The sequence below is a fragment of the Gulosibacter molinativorax genome, assembly GCF_003010915.2.
In the GTDB taxonomy this organism is placed as follows: Bacteria; Actinomycetota; Actinomycetes; order Actinomycetales; family Microbacteriaceae; genus Gulosibacter; species Gulosibacter molinativorax.
The window spans coordinates 3,133,954-3,150,326 of the sequence record NZ_CP028426.1; the positions used below are offsets into that span (position 1 = coordinate 3,133,954).

General features: G+C 66.3%; 18 protein-coding genes. 9 read left to right on the forward strand and 9 right to left on the reverse strand.

Features of this window, described 5'->3' with window-relative positions:
* Positions 1–61: 61 nt before the first annotated feature.
* On the forward strand, positions 62–3,052 hold the full coding sequence (locus GMOLON4_RS14580) for a glycosyltransferase family 2 protein (RefSeq protein WP_169516528.1): 2,991 nt from the start codon (positions 62–64) through the stop codon (positions 3,050–3,052).
* Between the two features lies 1 nt (position 3,053).
* Complete coding sequence (locus GMOLON4_RS14585) at positions 3,054–4,733, forward strand: DUF5719 family protein (RefSeq protein ID WP_245575505.1); 1,680 nt, start codon at positions 3,054–3,056, stop codon at positions 4,731–4,733.
* A 53-nt stretch (positions 4,734–4,786) separates the two neighbouring features.
* Here the strand turns inward: GMOLON4_RS14585 and GMOLON4_RS14590 are convergent, their stop codons facing one another.
* Complete coding sequence (locus tag GMOLON4_RS14590) at positions 4,787–5,224, reverse strand: hypothetical protein (RefSeq protein WP_146137480.1); 438 nt, start codon at positions 5,222–5,224, stop codon at positions 4,787–4,789.
* 67 nt (positions 5,225–5,291) lie between these two features.
* Here GMOLON4_RS14590 and GMOLON4_RS14595 point away from each other — a divergent pair, with 67 nt between their 5' ends.
* The 3 genes from GMOLON4_RS14595 (at position 5,292) to GMOLON4_RS14605 (ending at position 7,710) form a co-directional block, all read left to right on the forward strand.
* Entirely contained in the window at positions 5,292–5,507 is a 216-nt protein-coding gene (locus GMOLON4_RS14595) for a DUF3499 family protein (protein WP_026937434.1), read from the forward strand.
* Positions 5,508–5,556: 49 nt separating this feature from the next.
* Positions 5,557–6,999 (forward strand): phosphomannomutase/phosphoglucomutase, encoded by a 1,443-nt coding sequence (locus GMOLON4_RS14600; RefSeq protein ID WP_035733292.1) that lies wholly within the window; start codon positions 5,557–5,559, stop codon positions 6,997–6,999.
* A 174-nt stretch (positions 7,000–7,173) separates the two neighbouring features.
* Positions 7,174–7,710 (forward strand): DUF4916 domain-containing protein, encoded by a 537-nt coding sequence (locus GMOLON4_RS14605; RefSeq protein ID WP_026937432.1) that lies wholly within the window; start codon positions 7,174–7,176, stop codon positions 7,708–7,710.
* 93 nt (positions 7,711–7,803) lie between these two features.
* Here GMOLON4_RS14605 and GMOLON4_RS14610 read toward each other — a convergent pair whose 3' ends face one another.
* The 6 genes from GMOLON4_RS14610 to GMOLON4_RS14635 form a co-directional block, all read right to left on the reverse strand.
* Positions 7,804–8,322: an EVE domain-containing protein gene (locus tag GMOLON4_RS14610; protein WP_051267100.1), complete on the reverse strand. Its 519-nt coding sequence runs from the start codon at positions 8,320–8,322 to the stop codon at positions 7,804–7,806.
* A gap of 24 nt (positions 8,323–8,346) precedes the next feature.
* Entirely contained in the window at positions 8,347–9,300 is a 954-nt protein-coding gene (locus tag GMOLON4_RS14615; RefSeq protein ID WP_035733290.1) for an ornithine cyclodeaminase family protein, read from the reverse strand.
* A gap of 139 nt (positions 9,301–9,439) precedes the next feature.
* The gene (locus GMOLON4_RS14620) at positions 9,440–10,495 is read right to left on the reverse strand and encodes a threonine aldolase family protein (RefSeq protein ID WP_051267098.1); all 1,056 of its coding nucleotides are present in this window, start codon (positions 10,493–10,495) and stop codon (positions 9,440–9,442) included.
* Between the two features lie 130 nt (positions 10,496–10,625).
* The gene (locus tag GMOLON4_RS14625) at positions 10,626–11,084 is read right to left on the reverse strand and encodes a SprT-like domain-containing protein (protein ID WP_026937430.1); all 459 of its coding nucleotides are present in this window, start codon (positions 11,082–11,084) and stop codon (positions 10,626–10,628) included.
* 1 nt (position 11,085) lies between these two features.
* Positions 11,086–11,652: a tetratricopeptide repeat protein gene (locus GMOLON4_RS14630; RefSeq protein WP_035733288.1), complete on the reverse strand. Its 567-nt coding sequence runs from the start codon at positions 11,650–11,652 to the stop codon at positions 11,086–11,088.
* 77 nt (positions 11,653–11,729) lie between these two features.
* Positions 11,730–12,137: a hypothetical protein gene (locus GMOLON4_RS14635; RefSeq protein ID WP_146137478.1), complete on the reverse strand. Its 408-nt coding sequence runs from the start codon at positions 12,135–12,137 to the stop codon at positions 11,730–11,732.
* A 99-nt stretch (positions 12,138–12,236) separates the two neighbouring features.
* Between GMOLON4_RS14635 and GMOLON4_RS14640 the strand changes: the two genes are divergently transcribed.
* Genes GMOLON4_RS14640 through GMOLON4_RS14650 form a run of 3 tightly spaced genes read left to right on the forward strand, consistent with a single transcriptional unit; the run spans position 12,237 to position 14,258 of the window.
* Positions 12,237–12,755 carry a transporter substrate-binding domain-containing protein gene (locus GMOLON4_RS14640; RefSeq protein ID WP_084147586.1) on the forward strand — a complete coding sequence of 173 codons (519 nt, stop codon included), beginning with the start codon at positions 12,237–12,239 and terminating at the stop codon, positions 12,753–12,755.
* Entirely contained in the window at positions 12,752–13,714 is a 963-nt protein-coding gene (locus GMOLON4_RS14645; protein WP_035733281.1) for a cation diffusion facilitator family transporter, read from the forward strand. Before GMOLON4_RS14640 ends, GMOLON4_RS14645 begins: the two co-directional genes overlap by 4 nt.
* Before the next feature lie 34 nt (positions 13,715–13,748).
* Complete coding sequence (locus GMOLON4_RS14650) at positions 13,749–14,258, forward strand: CinA family protein (protein WP_051267095.1); 510 nt, start codon at positions 13,749–13,751, stop codon at positions 14,256–14,258.
* Here the strand turns inward: GMOLON4_RS14650 and GMOLON4_RS14655 are convergent.
* Complete coding sequence (locus GMOLON4_RS14655) at positions 14,255–15,160, reverse strand: SDR family oxidoreductase (protein ID WP_106486623.1); 906 nt, start codon at positions 15,158–15,160, stop codon at positions 14,255–14,257. The genes GMOLON4_RS14650 and GMOLON4_RS14655 overlap by 4 nt on opposite strands.
* 235 nt (positions 15,161–15,395) lie before the next feature.
* On the opposite strand from GMOLON4_RS14655, the gene GMOLON4_RS14660 reads away from it, so the two are divergent.
* On the forward strand, positions 15,396–15,653 hold the full coding sequence (locus GMOLON4_RS14660; protein ID WP_026937428.1) for a DUF7218 family protein: 258 nt from the start codon (positions 15,396–15,398) through the stop codon (positions 15,651–15,653).
* 15 nt (positions 15,654–15,668) lie between these two features.
* Here the strand turns inward: GMOLON4_RS14660 and GMOLON4_RS14665 are convergent, their stop codons facing one another.
* The gene (locus tag GMOLON4_RS14665; protein WP_051267093.1) at positions 15,669–16,292 is read right to left on the reverse strand and encodes an FHA domain-containing protein; all 624 of its coding nucleotides are present in this window, start codon (positions 16,290–16,292) and stop codon (positions 15,669–15,671) included.
* Positions 16,293–16,373 lie beyond the last annotated feature (81 nt).

Consider the following 16,373-nt stretch of genomic DNA (forward strand, 5'->3'; position numbering starts at 1 on the left):
AGTTTCCGGCTTGCCGATGTCAATGCTTTCACGCGCAGACACGAAAACTAGCATTCGACTGATGCGACCAAGAGTGACTGCGATCGTTGTCGCGCACAATGCGGCGAAACCCCTCGGGCGAACGCTTGAGGCCCTGGGGGCGCAGACTTGGCGACCCCACCGGACTGTCGTCGTCGACATCAAGTCCCGGGACGAGTCAGCCGAGGTGATCGCCGAGTTCGCGCCCGATCTCACGGTGACCGTCGACGAGCGCGCGTCCTTCGGCGAGGCGATCGCTGCCGGGGTCGACGCGCTGAGCGAGGTTGACGAGGGCGACCGGGCGCGCATCGAAGAGTTTGGCAGCGCTGGCGACGCCCCGAACGATTGGTTCTGGTTCCTCGGCGCCGACAACGTGCCCGATCCGGATGCACTCGAGGAACTGCTGGACACGACGGAGCGAAATCCCTCGCTCGAAGTGACCGGGCCGAAGGTCGTCCGCGCCGATGACCCCGCGGTGCTCGTGGAATACGGCGAGTCGATCGCGCCGAACGACGAAACCATTCGCCTGCACGAGGATGCGCTCGACCAGGGCCAATTCGAGCACCTCTCGGATGTTCTTGGCGTTGCGAGTGCCGGGATGCTCGTGCTTCGCGACACGTGGGAACGACTCGGCGGCTTTGATCCGGGGCTACCCGCGGTCGACTACGCGCTCGACTTCTGCGTGCGCACATGGCTCAGCGACGGCCGCGTGATTTTGAGCCCCGGCGCCCGCGTCGAGTCAAAGGCGGAAAATGCCGTCGGCACGTCCAGGTTCGGCCGACACACCCGCCCGCTGCAGCGCTATCGGCTCGAGCGCACCGCGGTGCTGCACCGGCAGCTCGCGTGGAGCGGCGGATTCGAATTCTTCCTCCGCTGGCTCCTGCTCATCCCGGGCGCCTTCGGCCGCGCGATCCTGCACCTGCTCCGGAAACAGCCCGGGCGCATCCTGCCCGATTTCCGCGCCGCATTCGCCCTCCTCTTCGGCCGTACCCGCGCGGGTGCGGCGCGCCGCAGATTCCAGGCGACCTCGAACCATCCCTTCGCGAGCCTCGACCAGCTGCTGATCTCGCCCTCAGAGTGGCGGAAGATGAAGGCCAACCGGCGCGACGAGTATCGCGCGCTCGTGCAGCAGGATGGCGATCGGTACAACTTCATCACCGGTGGCGGTGGCTGGGTGCTCATCCTCGCGGTGATCGCGACACTCGTGCTCATGTTCCCGCTCCTGCGCAGCGCGACGATCGCGGGCGGGGCGCTCCTGCCACTCTCGAACGGCATTGGGGAACTCTGGGCGAACACGGGCTATGGCCTTCGGGATGCGGGCGGTGGCGTCGGCGTCGCGGATCCCTTTGCCTATATCCTCGCGATGCTGGGCACGCTGACGTTCTGGCACCCGAGCCTGTCGATTGTGGTGGTGTGGCTCCTCGCGATCCCGCTCTCTGCGGTCGGCGCTTGGTACCTCATGGCCCGGTTTACCGTTCGACCGTGGCTGCGCGCGCTCGGCGCGGTTGCCTGGATGCTCGCGCCGATGCTCTTTGTGGCGCTCGCCGAGGGGCGCCTCGGCGCGGTGCTCGTCCACGTCGCGCTGCCCTGGCTCTTCTTCGCCGGCTTCGCGGCATCCCGCAGCTGGGCAGCGGCCGCAACGGCCTCGCTGCTGGCCGTCGTCGTCGCGGCGTCCTCGCCGATGCTGATCCCCGCACTCGTCGTCGTCTGGATTATCTCGGTGATCATCGCCGGCCGCGGCTGGGTGCGTCAGGTCTTCATCCCGATTCCTGCCGCCGCAATGTTCCTGCCGCTGTTCGTGTCGCAATTCAACCGTGGCCGGCCGCTCGCGGTCTTTGCGGATCCCGGAATGCCGACGCCCTACGACCCGACGCGTTCCTGGCAGTCGGCGCTGATGTTCCCGACGCAGTCCTTCGGAGGTTGGGGGGATTTGCTCGGCCGTTTCGGCCTGCAGCTGAACATCCCTCTGCTGATCGGCATCCTGCTCGCGCCGCTCGTGCTGCTCGCGATCTACGGACTCTTTACTCGCGGCTGGCGAGTCGCTACCGCCGGTATCGCGATTGCCGCGGCCGGCATCTTGACCGCGGCGCTGGCGGCGAATACGTCGCTGACGAGCATCGCGGGGGTCTCGGTGCCGCTGTGGATCGGTTCCGCGCAGTCGTTGGCCTATCTTTCGCTTGTTACCGCGGCGGTCGCCGGTGCGGCGTTCCTCGGCCCCGTGCGCATCCCCGCCGTCGTCGTGAGCTTCCTCGCGGCCGTGCTGCTCATCGTGCCGATCGCACCGGCGTTCCTCACCGGTACGGCGTCGGTCGAGGCCTCCGATGGTCGCACGCTCCCGGCGCTCGTGGATGCGCAGGGCAAGTCAGCGAGCCAGCTCGGTACCTTGGTGATCACGCCGCTCGAGCAGAACGAAATGCACGTGCACCTCGAGCGTGGCTCCGGCCTCAAGTTGAACGAGTTTTCTACGCTGGAGTCGACCGGTCTGCAGCCGGTCGACACGGACCTGCGCCTCGCGGAGATCTCCGTCGGATTCCTGTCCGAAGGCGCGACCAACCCCACCGCGAGCCTGCACGAGTTCGGCATCGCCTACATTCTCGTGAAGCCGTCGCCGACCAGCGGTGCGGCGCTCGAAGAGCGACTGCTCACCGCGCTGTCGACCAACGAGGCGCTCGTCGCCGCGGGCGATACGGGCGACTTCGGCGTCCTCTTCCAGGTCGTGAACGCGGCCGAGCAGCCGACCGACCCCGACCTCGCGCAGCGGTTGGACGTCACCAACCTGCAGAACGAGCTTGGTCGAGGGATGCTGTTCGTCCAGGCCGCCATCATCGTGTTCTGCCTGCTCCTCGCACTGCCGACCGGTGGCCTCGCGGCGCGTGTTCGCAGCCGCGCGGCGCACGGTTCGCGGCACTGGGAGAAGCTGGATGAGGGGCAGGCGCTCCCGAAGCGCGATTACGAAGACGACGGGGTACGGATCTATACGGAGGCGACCGGCGACCACATCGACGCGGCACCCGAAGGAGGACGACGTGGCTGACATGCACGATGCAGATCGAGGCGACGTGGAGCCGAAGGAGCCCTTCGCCGGATCGGTGGACCGCGAACTGCTTGCGCCGCCCGAGGCGGATCCTTACGCGGTACCGCGAGCCTCGGCGGATGCGCAGCCGGCGGACGACGCCAGCCCCGTGCATCCTGACGACACCGTGCCCGTGCTCCCCGAGGGCGAGGTGCCGATCGACGAGAACGCGCCCTCGACCACTGCAGCCGCGGCGAAGACCACGAGCGCGGGCGGGTCAACGATGGCCCGGCGAGTGAGAAAGGCCCGGCGGAAGCGGCGGGGTCAGAAGGCCGTCGCGCGACGTCGGAGCGTCGTCGGCGCGGTGACGCACACGATTGGGGCGATCAGCGCTCTCGCAATCATTGGCGCGAGCACGTGGGCGCTTGGCTGGTACCAGTTGCCCTCCTTCTCGGCGCAGGCGGAGCCGATCGAGATCGCGCCGGCACCGGGCGACCAACAGCGCGTCTGCCCCGGTTCATTGCAACAGCTTGGGCTCGCCGACGACGCGGATGCGGCCTCACCGGTGGGTACGGCCGAGGTGACGATCGCATCCTCGTACGCCGACTACTCGACTCAGGAGCTCGGCGGCGAGCCCACCGACCCGGTGAGCATCGAGGCGCCCGGGCAAGTAGGCGACGCAATCACGATGCTGAGCGCATCCCAGTCGGTGTTCCTGTCGACGAACGCGACCACGGGGCTGTCCGTGACCAATTGCACGCAACCGATCGCAACGCAGTGGCTCCTGGGCGGTGCCACGACGCTCGGTCACACACTCGTGCTCGACGTGATCAACCCGGGTACGGCCGAGGCGCGCGTCAACTTTGAGGTCTACGGAACCGACGGCGCGATTGTGCCGGGGCTGCAGGAGGTCGTGGTGCAGCCGGGGGAGCGTGAGACGATGAGCCTCGCGGGTGTTGCGCCCAGCGCGACGGCTTTCGCGGTGAAGGTCACCTCGACCGGTTCGGCCGTGTCAGCCTTCCTGCACGAGACCATCATCGATACGCTCACCCCGAAGGGCTCCGACATCGTCGGTTCGACCGCGCTGCCATCGACGACGCAAACGCTCCCCGGCCTCCACGTCTACGCGCGACCGGACGCCGACGCGACTTCGTTCACGGAGATCGGCACGACCCTGCGCATCCTGAACCCGAACGAGGAAGACACGACCGCGACGCTGACGGCCTACGCCGCTGACGGCTCGGTCGCCTACTCGGGGGAACTCGAGCTCACCTCGATGCGGATTGTCGAGCTGCCGTTCGCGGATGTCGCCGAGGGCGACTACACGATTCGACTCGATGCCGATCGGCCGGTGCTGCTGAGCGGGCGAGTGTCGCCGCTCGACCGCAACGAGTTCGCGTGGGTGCCGTCGTCTTCGACACTCGTGGGCGACGAGATCGTGCCCGTCGCGGAGGGTCCGAACCCGCGACTCGCGGTGTACAACCCGACGGAAGAGGCCCGCGAGGTCGAGGTTGACGGGAGCACGGTCACGATCGAACCGCTCGCGACCTATGAGACGGACGTGTCGGCGGCCAGCACCGTGGAGCTGCACGGCGTGGCCGGCCTCACCGCGGCGGTGCACTATTCGGCCGGTGGGCAGCTCGCGAGCGCGCCGGTGCGGCCGGGCAACGCGGACGCCGAGGCGATTCGCGTCGTGAAGTGACCGGCGTCGTGGCGTGACCTCGCGCATCCCTGGCGGCCGGCCGTCAGGGAGGCCTAGTGGCCGTTGTGCAGGATGTCCTCGAGGCCGCCGTCGAGGAGATCGTTGACGGCCAGCATGACCGTGTGCTCGACGTACTCGCGATACCGAATCTGATCGCGAGGCTCGGACAGCGAGATGCCCACGAGGCGCTCGATCGGGACGCGGAAGATGACGACGCTGTGCTCATCCTGCACATGCCATCGGCTGGAATTGTCCACGCCCTGCTCGGCAGCTGGCATCGGCGCGATGCCGACCCGGACATCCTTCATCTGCTCGGGCGCGACGGTTCGCAGGAACCCCAGCGTCTCGCCAACGACCTGGTGGAAGCGGGGAATGCGCCCGGTCAGCTGTGGCAGATGGGGACCGGCGACGCTCGAGCGGAGCGCGCGTCCGTGCCGGGAACGAGACCCGCGCGAACGGCGCGTCCCGGTGCTGCGCCTGCGACTTGCCATACCCACCAGCTTAGCCGTGCCGCCGCGTGCACGCACGGGGGCGAAGCGCATCCGCTATCGTTGCGATATGCGTTCCCGCACCTGCTGTCGGGTGGCGTGTTCGCGTCGTGCGGAATACACGCTCACCTTTGACTACGATGACAAAATGGCCGCGATCGGCCCCCTTGCCTACCAGGCTGAACCGCACAGCTATGACCTGTGCGCGTTGCACGCCGCGCGCACGAGCGTGCCGGAGGGATGGACGCTCATCAAACCGACTCCGATCGGCCAGGACTTCCGTTAGTCGGTGTCGGATGCGGTCTCGGGCGCCCTCTCGAGGTAAGTTGGCGACTATGCAGATTGCGTTTGAACCGGTTGCGGGCGCCGATCGCGGCGACCTCCAGCAGGTGGTCAAGAACTATGACGTCCGCGGACTGGTCGGCGACACGCTCACCGAACCGCTGATTACCGCGCTCGGTGCGGCCACCGCGGATGAGCTGAAGCTCGCGGGGGAAGAGCTCGTGATCGGCCACGACATGCGCGACTCTAGCCCGACCTACGCTCGCGCATTCGCCGCCGGGGCTCGCGCGCGCGCCGCAAACATCGTCCACATCGGCCTGTGCTCAACCGACATGAACTATTACGCCTCCGGGGCGCGCGGGGCCGCAGCCGCGATGTTCACCGCATCCCACAACCCGTCGACGTACAACGGCATCAAGATCTCGCGCGCCGGGGCACGCGGGATCTCGTTCGACACCGGGTTGGCCGCGATCCGCGATCGGGCCGCCGAGTACCTGGACGGCGGCATCCCCGCCGCCACTACCGCGGGCACCGAGACGGAGATCGACGTCCTGGCCGCCTATGCGGCATACCTGCGCGAGCTTGTTGATCTTTCGGCTATCCGCCCACTCAAGATCGTGGTGGATGCGGGGAACGGCATGGGCGGACTGACCGTACCCGCTGTGCTGGGCGACGCATCCGACCTACCGAAGCTGCCGCTCGAGATCGTGCCGATGTACTTTGAGCTCGACGGAACGTTCCCGAACCACGAGGCGAACCCGCTCGACCCGAAGAACCTCGTCGACCTGCAGCGCCGCGTGGTTGAGGAAGGTGCGGACCTCGGGCTTGCGTTCGATGGGGATGCGGATCGCTGCTTTGTCGTGGATGAGCAGGGCGAGCCCGTCTCGCCCTCGGCGGTCTCGGCGATTGTCGCGACGCGTGAGATTGCGCGGGCTTCGGCCGAAGGCGAGGACGACATCCACGTCATCCACAACCTGCTGACGAGTCGTTACGTCGAGGAGACGATCGAGGCGGCCGGGGCGACCCCGGTACGCACACGCGTCGGCCACTCACTCATCAAGGCCGAGATGGCCCGCACCGGTGCGGTGTTCGGTGGCGAACACTCGGCGCACTATTACTTCCGCGACTTCTGGGGTGCTGACAACGGGATGCTCGCGGCGATGCACGTGCTCGCGACGGTGGGCTCCAACGGCGAGCCGGTCTCGGCCATTGCCGCGCGCAACACCCCGTATTTTTCCTCGGGCGAGATCAACTCGACGGTCGAGGATGTGCCGGCCGCGTACGAGCGGCTGGTCACCGCGCTGGGCCCGGGCGGCGTGGGCGCGGACATGGACGAGCTCGACGGCATCACGTTTTCTTCCGGTGGTCGCGACTGGTGGTGGGCGAACATCCGCCCCTCGAACACCGAGCCACTCCTGCGCCTGAACGTCGAGGCCGTGAGCGAGGAGCTCATGGTGAGGGTGCGCGATCGCGCGCTGGAGCTCATTCGCGCGTAGGGCGCCAGGCGGGGTTGCCGGCATTGCCAGTAGGGCTTGCCCTTGCCTGTGTACGGGGCGGGCCTGGCGTTACCTGCAATGGCGGGATGCGCTAACGGCAAGGGTGAGTGCGTTGTACAATCCCGTGCTGCGCCGGGCGCGAACGCGCAGCCTTCATGGGGCACAATAGGCCGTATGGACCTGCGCACACCGGACCCCGAATCATCCGGCTGGATGAGCGAGAGCGACCTCGAACTCATCCGCCGCCGCATGCCGATTCTCTACGTCGAGGCCATCCCCGTTCGAGTGGATGACGCGGGTATCGTCGAGCACATCGGCATGCTGCTGCGAGCCAATAGCGACGGCATGATCACCCGTACCTTCGTGTCGGGTCGCGTGCACTACGGCGAGACGGTGCGTGGAGCGCTCATGCGCCACCTCGAGAAAGACCTCGGCGCGATGGCGTTCCCGCAGGTGCCACTCAACCTCTCGCCGTTCACGGTGGCCGAGTTCTCGCCGCTGCCGATGACTGAGCTCTACGACGCGCGGCAGCACGCCGTCGCGCTCGAGTACATCGTGCCGGTGTCGGGCGAGTGCGCGCCGCGGCACGATGCGCTGGAGGTCACCTGGGTCACGCCCGACGAAGCGAAGGACCCAGACCTCCTCGAGGAACTCGAGGGCGGCCGCGGCAAGATCCTCCGCACGGCGCTCGGCTTCCTCGGCGCCTGGTAGGTCCCGCGGTCATTGAGTAGCCGAGTAGCGGCGTATCAATGTCGCAGTCGGCGGGTTTCAATACGGGCTGCGCCCTACTCAACCAGCGGCACCCTACCGAATAAGCCGCGGGCGGTCGCCGTCGAAGCCGTCCGGGCCGGGGTCGCGACCCTCTTGCAACGCACGCAACATGTAGCCGCTCGGCTCGGGCGCGGGGCGGCGCACCGCATCCTCAAAAATCTCGAAATCCCGACGGGAAATCTCGACCCAGCCGGGCCGTAACTGCTCGCCCCAAAACTTGGAATCGCGGGTGAGCTCGAGCATGTCCCGCAGCGGACGGATGTACGCGAACCGCGCATCCGGTAGCCACTCGACGTCGACGCGCCAGGGCGACCGGCCAGCGGTGCCCGGCTGATACGGCTGCTCCGAGACGACGCGACCGGCCTGCACCGCCGCGCGCAGCGGCTCCCCGTCCGGGTTCTGGTAGCGGGGGCTGTAGAGCACGACGCCGTCGGCCACACCCATGCGGTCGAGCGGCTCGAGCGAGCCCCACGACACCTGCGCGAAGCCACCGTCGATGAGATCGCGGGCACGATCAAGCGGCTGCACAATCAGCCAGTACCGGATTCCCACCCGCGATCCCTCGAAACGCAGCGCTTAGCGCAGTGCCGTTGCGGGCACGCGCTCGTAGATCTCGCCAGCGACTACGAGGTCCTGCCACGACATGCCCACGGTCTTCAGCACCGTCGGCTTCGACGGGTCAAGCTTGCGCTCGCCACGCACGAGGTCGCGCAGGGGGATGAGCTGCTCGGCCGTGATCGCGCCCTCTTCGGCGGCGAGGACGATGTCGCCAGCCTCGCGCATCGCGGTCGCGACGTCTTCGACGACCACGTTCGAGCGCGCGATGAGTTTCGAGTCGAGCTCGCGGTGGTCGTGGTTGTGGGAGCCGACCGCGATCACGAGCGTGCCGGGGCGGATGCCTTCCGAATCAAAGAGCGGCTCGGCGGCACCGGTCGCGGTCACGATCACATCGGATTCGCAGGTCGCGTCGTGCGGGTCAATCGCGGTTCCGGTGCGGGCGAACCAGCCGTGCTCGGAGGCGTTCGCGGCGAACATCTCGGCGCGCTCGGGGCGGCGGCCGTGCACAACCAGGCGCTCCATCGTGGGGCGCAGCTCCTTGAGCGCGAGCGTGTGCGAACGGGCCTGCGCGCCGTAACCGAACATCAGCAGTCGCTTCGGGTCGCGGGCGAGCACCAGGTCGGCGACGAGCATCGATACGGCCGCCGCGCGCACGCTGGTGAGCTCGTTCCCATCCACGATCACCTGCGGAGTCGTCGTGTCCGCATCCATCAGCAGGTACAGACCCTGCACACGCGACTTATTGCGCGCCGTGTTGTTCGGGTTCACCGAGATCAGCTTCGAACCCACCCAGCGCGAAGACTGCGACGGCATGAACAGCAGCTGCTTGCCGTCGTGGAGCGGCAGGATCTCGCGCTCGAAATCCGTGGCGGGATCGACGTCGGTCAGCAGCGCTTGCTTGAGCGACTCAGTCGCGTGGCGATACGTGACGTGCTTGCGGATGTGCTGGCTGGTGATGTGAGGAATGGTCACTGGGGGCCCTTCAGTGCGGAGTACTCGAACCGTGCTCGTACTTTGCGCGACGCCACCAAAGCAGCAGTGCTGGCGACGTCACGCAGGAAAATGCGCGCATTGCGCAAATCGTATCGGGTTTACTCGACTCGCGATGACGTCAGGATGCGCTGGCACGTTCGATCTCGGAAATGAGCCGGTCGAGCGCGTGGTCCGGCGTGTCCCACGCGGTCATGAGGCGCACTACGCCAGGGAGCGCGGGCCAGTCGTAGAACTTGATGCCGGTCGCGCGGACAGCGTCAGCGACACCCGGTGCGAGCCGCGCGAAGACCGCGTTCGCCTCGACCTCAAGCGGCACCTCGCACCCCAGCGTCGCGCGGAGCCGTTCCGCGAGCTTTTGAGCCTGTGCATTCGCGTGGCGGGCGTTCTCGAGCCAGAGGTTCCCGTCGTACAGGGCGAGCAGCTGCGCCGAAATGAAGCGCTGCTTCGAGGCCAGCTGCATCGAAAACTTGCGGATGATCTCGATGCCGGACACCGCATCCGGCTCGCGGACCACGATCGCCTCGGCGACCATCGCGCCGATCTTCGTGCCGCCGAGCGAGATGACGTCGACCCCGTCGCTCAGTTCTGCGAGGGATGCGTTGGTGGCGGCGGCCGCGTTCGCGAGTCGGGAGCCGTCGAGGTGGATGCGCATCCCGTGTTCGCGGGCGGCAGCGACAAGGGCGCGTGTCTGGTCGACGGAATACACCGTGCCGAACTCGGTCGAGTTCGAGAACGAAAGGACGTGCGGGTACGCGCGGTGCGGGTCGTCGGGGGAGGTGGCGGTGGCGGCGCGGGAGACGTCCTCGGGGGTGAGCCGTCCATCCTGAGTTGCGGTCGAGAGCACCTTGAGCCCGGCGAGGCGCTCTGGGGCTGCCTGCTCGTCGGTGTTGATGTGGGCGCTCGCGGCGGTGAACACGCCGCCCCAGCGCGGGGTGAGGGCCTGCAGGGCGACGACGTTCGCACCCGTGCCGTTGAACACCGGGTAGACCTCGGCGCGCTCGCCGAAGAGCTCGCGCATCGAGTCGCGCAGGAGCTCGGTGTATGGGTCGTCGCCGTAGCCTTGGACGTGGCCGCCGTTGGCCGTCGCGATTGCCTCGAGCACGAGCGGATGTGCGCCCGCGTAGTTGTCGGAGCCGAAATGGTACGAATCTTGGTCGTGGAGCGAAGAGATCACCGGCCCATTATCCGCTGAAGCCCGGTGAGTAGTCGCCGCTGAAGCCCGGTGAGTAGACGCGAAGCGTCGTATCGAAGCGTGGCGGCCATTGATACGCGGCTTCGCCGCTACTCAATAGTCCGTCCGCGCACTACACCGTCTGGCGCTCGCGCCAGGTCACGAGGAAGCGCCGATCGAAGCGCTTCGAGCACTTCGCGCACGACACCGCACGGTTGCCGGGGCGACGGAAACGGTAGATCTCGTGCCCGTTCGGACACGTCCCAACCCATTTCGCGAACTCATCTGCCACCTCGGCCGTGTGCGTGCGCCCGCCCACGTACCCGATCTGCGCCGCGCACGCCTGCCACACCGGGCCGTGCCCGGCCCGCGCGCCAACCATCCCGTGCGCGATCTCGTGCAGGAGCGTCTGCTTGACCTGCTCATCCGAGTGCTTCTGCGCGAGATAGCGTGAGACCGAGATCTCGCGACGCTCGAAATTGCATTTACCGGCGCGAGTCTTGGCGTTGTCGAACGCGAACGACCAGGAGTCGTCGAGATGCGTGGCGATGAGCTCCGCGGCCCAGCCGCGCACGTCAGTAAGGTCGGCCACGCTAGTTGTCGATCGAGGTGATCGGCTCGTCGAACTCTTCCGTCGAGGTGCCCTCGAGCTTCGCGCGCACGGCGCGAATCGCGAACTTGGTCGAGTTCGTCTGGTCCGCGGGGATGCCCTCGTTCTCGCGGTACTTCAGCGCGCGTTCGAAATCGGCGAGGGCCTCCTCGAGCCGACCGAGGTCGAACAGGACCTTGCCGCGGTGCTGCAGCGAGAAGCCGGCCAGCTCATCCCACTCGTGGGCAACCGCTTCGTCGACGCATCCCGTCAGCTCGTTAAGCGCGGTGTCGAGCTTGCCCTGATATTGCTCGACCTGCGCGCGGCGAACGCGCGCCGCGAGCGAGTCCTCACGCGAACCCGTGAAGCGCGACTGCCGCAGCGCGGTTTGTGCCTTGTCGAACGCTTCGTCGAGTCGGCCGAGCATGCGCAGCAGCGCGACCTGCTCGTTCAGCGCCGACAGCGAGCGGAATCGTTCGATCTCCTCGAGACGCGTGGCGGCGGCATCCGGGTCGATGCGTTCGCGCAGGGTCTCGGGGTCATAGCCAAGGATAATCGGGGAGTCAGACACGCCCTCGAGGTTATCGGGATGAACTTGGGAAGTGAAACAACACCGCCGGGATGTTGCCATTCGGCGCCGCGCTCGGCCTATTTATGGAGGCCAGTCTCGCCGGGCTTCAGCGGGCGGATGCGGATCGACGAGTAGACGTCGTTGACCGAAATGTTCGACACAGGGCGCCAGCCGCGCTCGACCAACATGGTCCACAACGAGTCGCGGTTGATGTCGGCGCGATTCCCTTTCGCGTAGATGAGCCACACCGCCTGCACGTCGGCGAGTTCTTCCAGGTGATTGTCGAGTAACTCGGCTGCGGCGTCGCGGTCGGCCACGTGCGCGGCCACGAAGCCCGCAGCTACGAGCGATTCAGCGACCTCGTGGTCCTCGGCGAAGGCCTGAATTTCTGTCGGGAGCGCATCCTGCCGTGGCCAAAACGCGAGTGTCGCATCCGCCTTCAGATTGAGGCGTCGGTCGAGGGGCTTGGGTTCAGTCGCATTCACGGGGCCACCGTACGAAACGTTGCTGAGCGAAATACCTGGTACGAGTTCTATTCTTGCCTGCATCACCGAAGCGAGAACCACGAACGAACGAGGCAGGCGATGCGCGCTCAATTAGGCCGACCCAGCGGCGGCTGGAGGCGGGCATCGCGGAGGCTCACCCTCGGCCTCGTGTCGCTCTCGATCGGCACGCTCCTCGCCGGATGCGGAATGAGCATCCCGACGGACCCAAACGGCACGCTCGATCGCGTTACGGGAGGGGAGCTGCGGGTCGGCGTCTCGAGTAATCCGCCGCGTACCGACGTGGCGGACCAACCCTCCGGTATCGAGGTCGACGCCGTCGAAGAGTTCGCGAGCACACTGGATGCTGATATCGAGTGGATCGAGGGTTCCGAGGCGGAACTTGTCGAGGGGCTCAAAAATGGCAGCCTCGACCTTGCGATCGCCGGGTTTCACGACGATTCACCCTGGGCGCCGGAGGTGGCGGTAACGAGATCGTGCATACGGGGAACCGATGCTGCGGGGAAGCCGACGAATTTCGTGATGTTCGTACCGGCGGGAGAAAACGACTTTCTCACGAGCCTCGAGGCGTCCCTGTGTGACGAGGAGCCGAAGCGATGAAACGACTTCCGCTCCCCGACGGCCTCCTGCGCGAACGTGCGCGGGCAATTCGGCTGCAGTGGATCTCGTTGACCATCACGGCATTGAGCGCGGCGCTCGTGTTTAGCGTGGCCGGCAACTCGCAGGCGATGAAAGCGGCGTGGGTTGAGGACGCCCTGTCGCTCATCCCACCGATCGCGTTCCTCATTTCAAGCCGCGTGAGTACGCAGGCGCCGACGCAACGACATCCGTATGGCTTTCACCGTTCGGTCGGCGTGGGGCACCTCATCGCGAGCGTGGCGCTGACGGCAATGGCGCTGATCCTCATCTACGAGTCGGCGAGCGCATTGCTCGCGGCGGAGCACCCGACTATCGGTTCGGTCGAATTATTCGGAGTGACGCTGTGGCAAGGCTGGCTCATGATCGGCGCGATGATCCTCACCGGATGGCCGCCGGTGGTGCTCGGCCATATCAAACTGAAATACGCGCGAAAACTCCACGACAAGATTTTGTACGCGGATGCGGAGATGAATAAAGCCGATTGGCAGACCGCAACGGGGTCGATATTCGGCATTCTCGGGATCGGCCTTGGCCTGTGGTGGCTTGACGCGACGGTCGCACTGCTGATCGCGGGCAGCATCCTCAAGGATGGCGTGAGCAATTTGCGGGCATCGCTACTCGACCTCATGGACAAGCAGGCAAGAACGCACGACGATGCCAAGACGCATCCACTCGTTGGTGATTCGAATCGCGCGATTGCCGACCTGCCGTGGGTAAAAGCGGTCGGTTCCCGAGTCCGGGATGAGGGCCACGAGCTGCACCTCGAGGCATTCGTCGTGCCGAAGCATCCAAAACGAGTCTCGATCGAACGGCTCGAGGAGGCTCGCGAGGCGTGCCAGGTGCTCGATTGGAAACTCCGGGATGTCGTGATCGTGCCGGTGCGGGAGCTTCCGGAATGGGTCTACTCCCGGCAAGACTGACGTGCCGCGTACTCGAGATGACTAGAGTGACCCCATGAGCTACAGCGCCCACGATCTGCCCGATTTGATCGCAGACCAAGTCGAAGGAAGCGGGACGCGAGTGGCGCTCGCGGAATCGCTGACGTGCGGCACCGTCGCGGGGATGCTCGGGCGGGGACACGGCACTTCGGCGTGGCTGCGCGGGGGTATCGTTGCCTACTCCACGGAAATAAAACAGCGAGTACTCGGGGTCAGCCCGGGGCCCGTGGTGACCGCCCGATGCGCGGAGGAGATGGCGGCTGGTGCGGCCAAGCTCTTTGACGCCGAAATCACCGTCTCGACTACCGGAGTCGGCGGGCCGGGCTCGCAAGAGGGCCGCCCCGCTGGCACGGTATTTGTCGGCTGGTATCGCGACGGTCAGGTCGGTAGCACGGAGTATCTGTTCGCGGGTGATCCCGAACGGGTGCTCGATCAGACGGTCTCGGTGGCGCTGCAACGGCTGTACGAAATCACCAGCGACACCAAGCGCACCGCGACTGCGGGAGACTCGAACCTGCACGGTTAGGGAGACGGGGTCCCGCCATTCACGTTGAGCGTTTCGCCGAGCACATAGCTCGACTCGGGCGACGTGAGGAACACAAACGCTGGCGCGACCTCAGTCGGCTGACCGGCTCGACCCAGCGGAGTGTTCTTGCCGAAGTCCGGCAGCTTCTCCTTCGGCTGTCCATCCGACACCTGCAGCGGCGTCCAGATCGGCCCGGGTGCAACCGCATTCACGCGGATGCCCTTGGGCGCCAGCTGCTGCGCGAGCCCCTTCGAAAAGTTGTTAATTGCTGCCTTCGTTGACGCATAGTCGAGCAGCGGTGTAGACGGTTTGTAGGCCTGAATCGATGTCGTATTCACGATCGTCGAGCCCGGTGGCATGTGGGGGATGGCGGCCCTGCTGATTCGATAAATCGCGTGGATGTTCGTTTCGAACGTGTTCGTCCACTGCGCATCGCTGAGGTCAGCGATGTCCTCAACGGCGATCTGGCGACCGGCGTTGTTCACGAGCGCGTCAAGCCCGCCGAGTGCATCCACCGCCTGCGTGACGAGCGCCTCGCAAAAATCGCGATCGGCAAGATCGCCGGGGATGAGGAACGCGCGCCTCCCGGAAGCCTCGATCACCCGCTTGATTTCTTGTGCATCCGGCTCCTCGACCGGCAAATACGAGAGCGCGACGTCGGCACCTTCCCTGGCGAACGCGATTGCTACGGCCGCACCGATGCCCGAATCAGCACCCGTGATGAGGGCCTTGCGGCCTTCGAGCCTGCCGGTTCCGCGGTAGGAATCCTGTCCTCGGTCGGTGTGGGGGATGAGGTACTGGTCGATGCCGGGCTCGGGCTGGTCCTGGATGGGTGGGGTGATTTCGGGGTATCGGGTGACGGGATTCTGGAAGGTCAGCTGATCGGTGGTCGTTTCGCTCACGATGGTGCCTCCTCGGCGATCGGTCCAGCTGGTCGGAGTCTTGTCTCGTTCGGTTGAAGTTGGGCGCGTTCTGTTGACGCACACTCTGGACGCTAGGGCGGTCACCGTAACGCGAACTGGCCGCGAGGTGCGAGTCGCATGGCAATACGCGGAAAGAGCGGCGGAATACTCAGGCGGCTCTGACTCCCGGGGCACAGACTGCAGAGACGAACTGCACGAACCGGAGGAGGCGGCAATGCCACGATCGAGCATCAAAGACGAAGAACTCTACAAGCGCCTTCGCGAGGAAGGGAACTCGGAAGAGAAGGCAGCACGCATCGCGAATGCGGCGGCGAAGGAAGGGCGTGACAAGGTGGGCTCGCGCGGCGGTTCCGCGGAGGACTACGAGGACCGAACCGTCGAAGAACTCCGCGACCGCGCGCGCGAGCTTGGGCTAAGCGGGTATTCCAAGTTGCGCAAGCAGGACCTGATCGACCTCCTGCGGAACCATTGACCGCTTGCCGCGAGACTACGGTGCGGCCGGGCCCGGTTGCTCGTTCCGGCGCCGCTGCGCCTGTGCCTCCAGCGTCTCGTCGAGCTTCGCGTGAAGCCCATCGTTCACCGCCAACTCGTGCCGCTCGCGATAGTCGGGCGGGGCATCCTGTTGGGGCTGGCGAGAAAGCTCACCGCCCTCACGGCCGCCGTACGGGCGACCGTGGTCCGCATACTCGCTGCGCTGGAACGAGAAGCCATAGCCGTGGATGCGGAACTCCGCGCCGTGCCGAAGCAACACACCGGTCGGTGCGTCGTCGGTTGGGGACTCTTCGCCCGCGGTAGACGTCTCAGTGTCGCCAAGCGTGTCGAGCACGTAGTCGTCCATCTCGGTGTGGCTGATGGTCGCGTGATGCGGGAGGATGCCTTCGAGCACGATGTCGTTGTCCGGATCAGAACCGATCGTGGTCACCTCGTGGGTGAGATGAAACTCCGGTGACCCTAGCGGGTCTTCAATCCCGGTCATGACGATCCTGGGGTCGCCGGCACCGTAGGTGCTGTGGGTGGTCTGGCCCTCGCCGTAGTGCGGCGGATCCTGGTGCGGCGACCGCGTCGGACCCGCGTGTCGTTCTCGGTTGATCCCATCGTGTAGTTCGGTCATCGTCGATACCTCACTTCCTTGGGTGCCTGCCCAAGCGCTGGACAAGTTCACCTCGTCTACGGCGCTGGCTCCGGTCGAGCG

Bases quoted from the DNA above. Each gene is read 5' to 3' on its own strand.
- GMOLON4_RS14640 (WP_084147586.1), top strand. From the start codon at position 12,237: ATGCGCGCTCAATTAGGCCGACCCAGCGGCGGCTGGAGGCGGGCATCG.
- GMOLON4_RS14580 (WP_169516528.1), top strand. From the start codon at position 62: ATGCGACCAAGAGTGACTGCGATCGTTGTCGCGCACAATGCGGCGAAA.
- GMOLON4_RS14585 (WP_245575505.1), top strand. From the start codon at position 3,054: ATGCACGATGCAGATCGAGGCGACGTGGAGCCGAAGGAGCCCTTCGCC.
- GMOLON4_RS14650 (WP_051267095.1), top strand. From the start codon at position 13,749: ATGAGCTACAGCGCCCACGATCTGCCCGATTTGATCGCAGACCAAGTC.
- GMOLON4_RS14665 (WP_051267093.1), bottom strand. From the start codon at position 16,292: ATGACCGAACTACACGATGGGATCAACCGAGAACGACACGCGGGTCCG.
- GMOLON4_RS14590 (WP_146137480.1), bottom strand. From the start codon at position 5,224: ATGGCAAGTCGCAGGCGCAGCACCGGGACGCGCCGTTCGCGCGGGTCT.
- GMOLON4_RS14660 (WP_026937428.1), top strand. From the start codon at position 15,396: ATGCCACGATCGAGCATCAAAGACGAAGAACTCTACAAGCGCCTTCGC.
- GMOLON4_RS14645 (WP_035733281.1), top strand. From the start codon at position 12,752: ATGAAACGACTTCCGCTCCCCGACGGCCTCCTGCGCGAACGTGCGCGG.
- GMOLON4_RS14595 (WP_026937434.1), top strand. From the start codon at position 5,292: ATGCGTTCCCGCACCTGCTGTCGGGTGGCGTGTTCGCGTCGTGCGGAA.
- GMOLON4_RS14600 (WP_035733292.1), top strand. From the start codon at position 5,557: ATGCAGATTGCGTTTGAACCGGTTGCGGGCGCCGATCGCGGCGACCTC.
- GMOLON4_RS14605 (WP_026937432.1), top strand. From the start codon at position 7,174: ATGGACCTGCGCACACCGGACCCCGAATCATCCGGCTGGATGAGCGAG.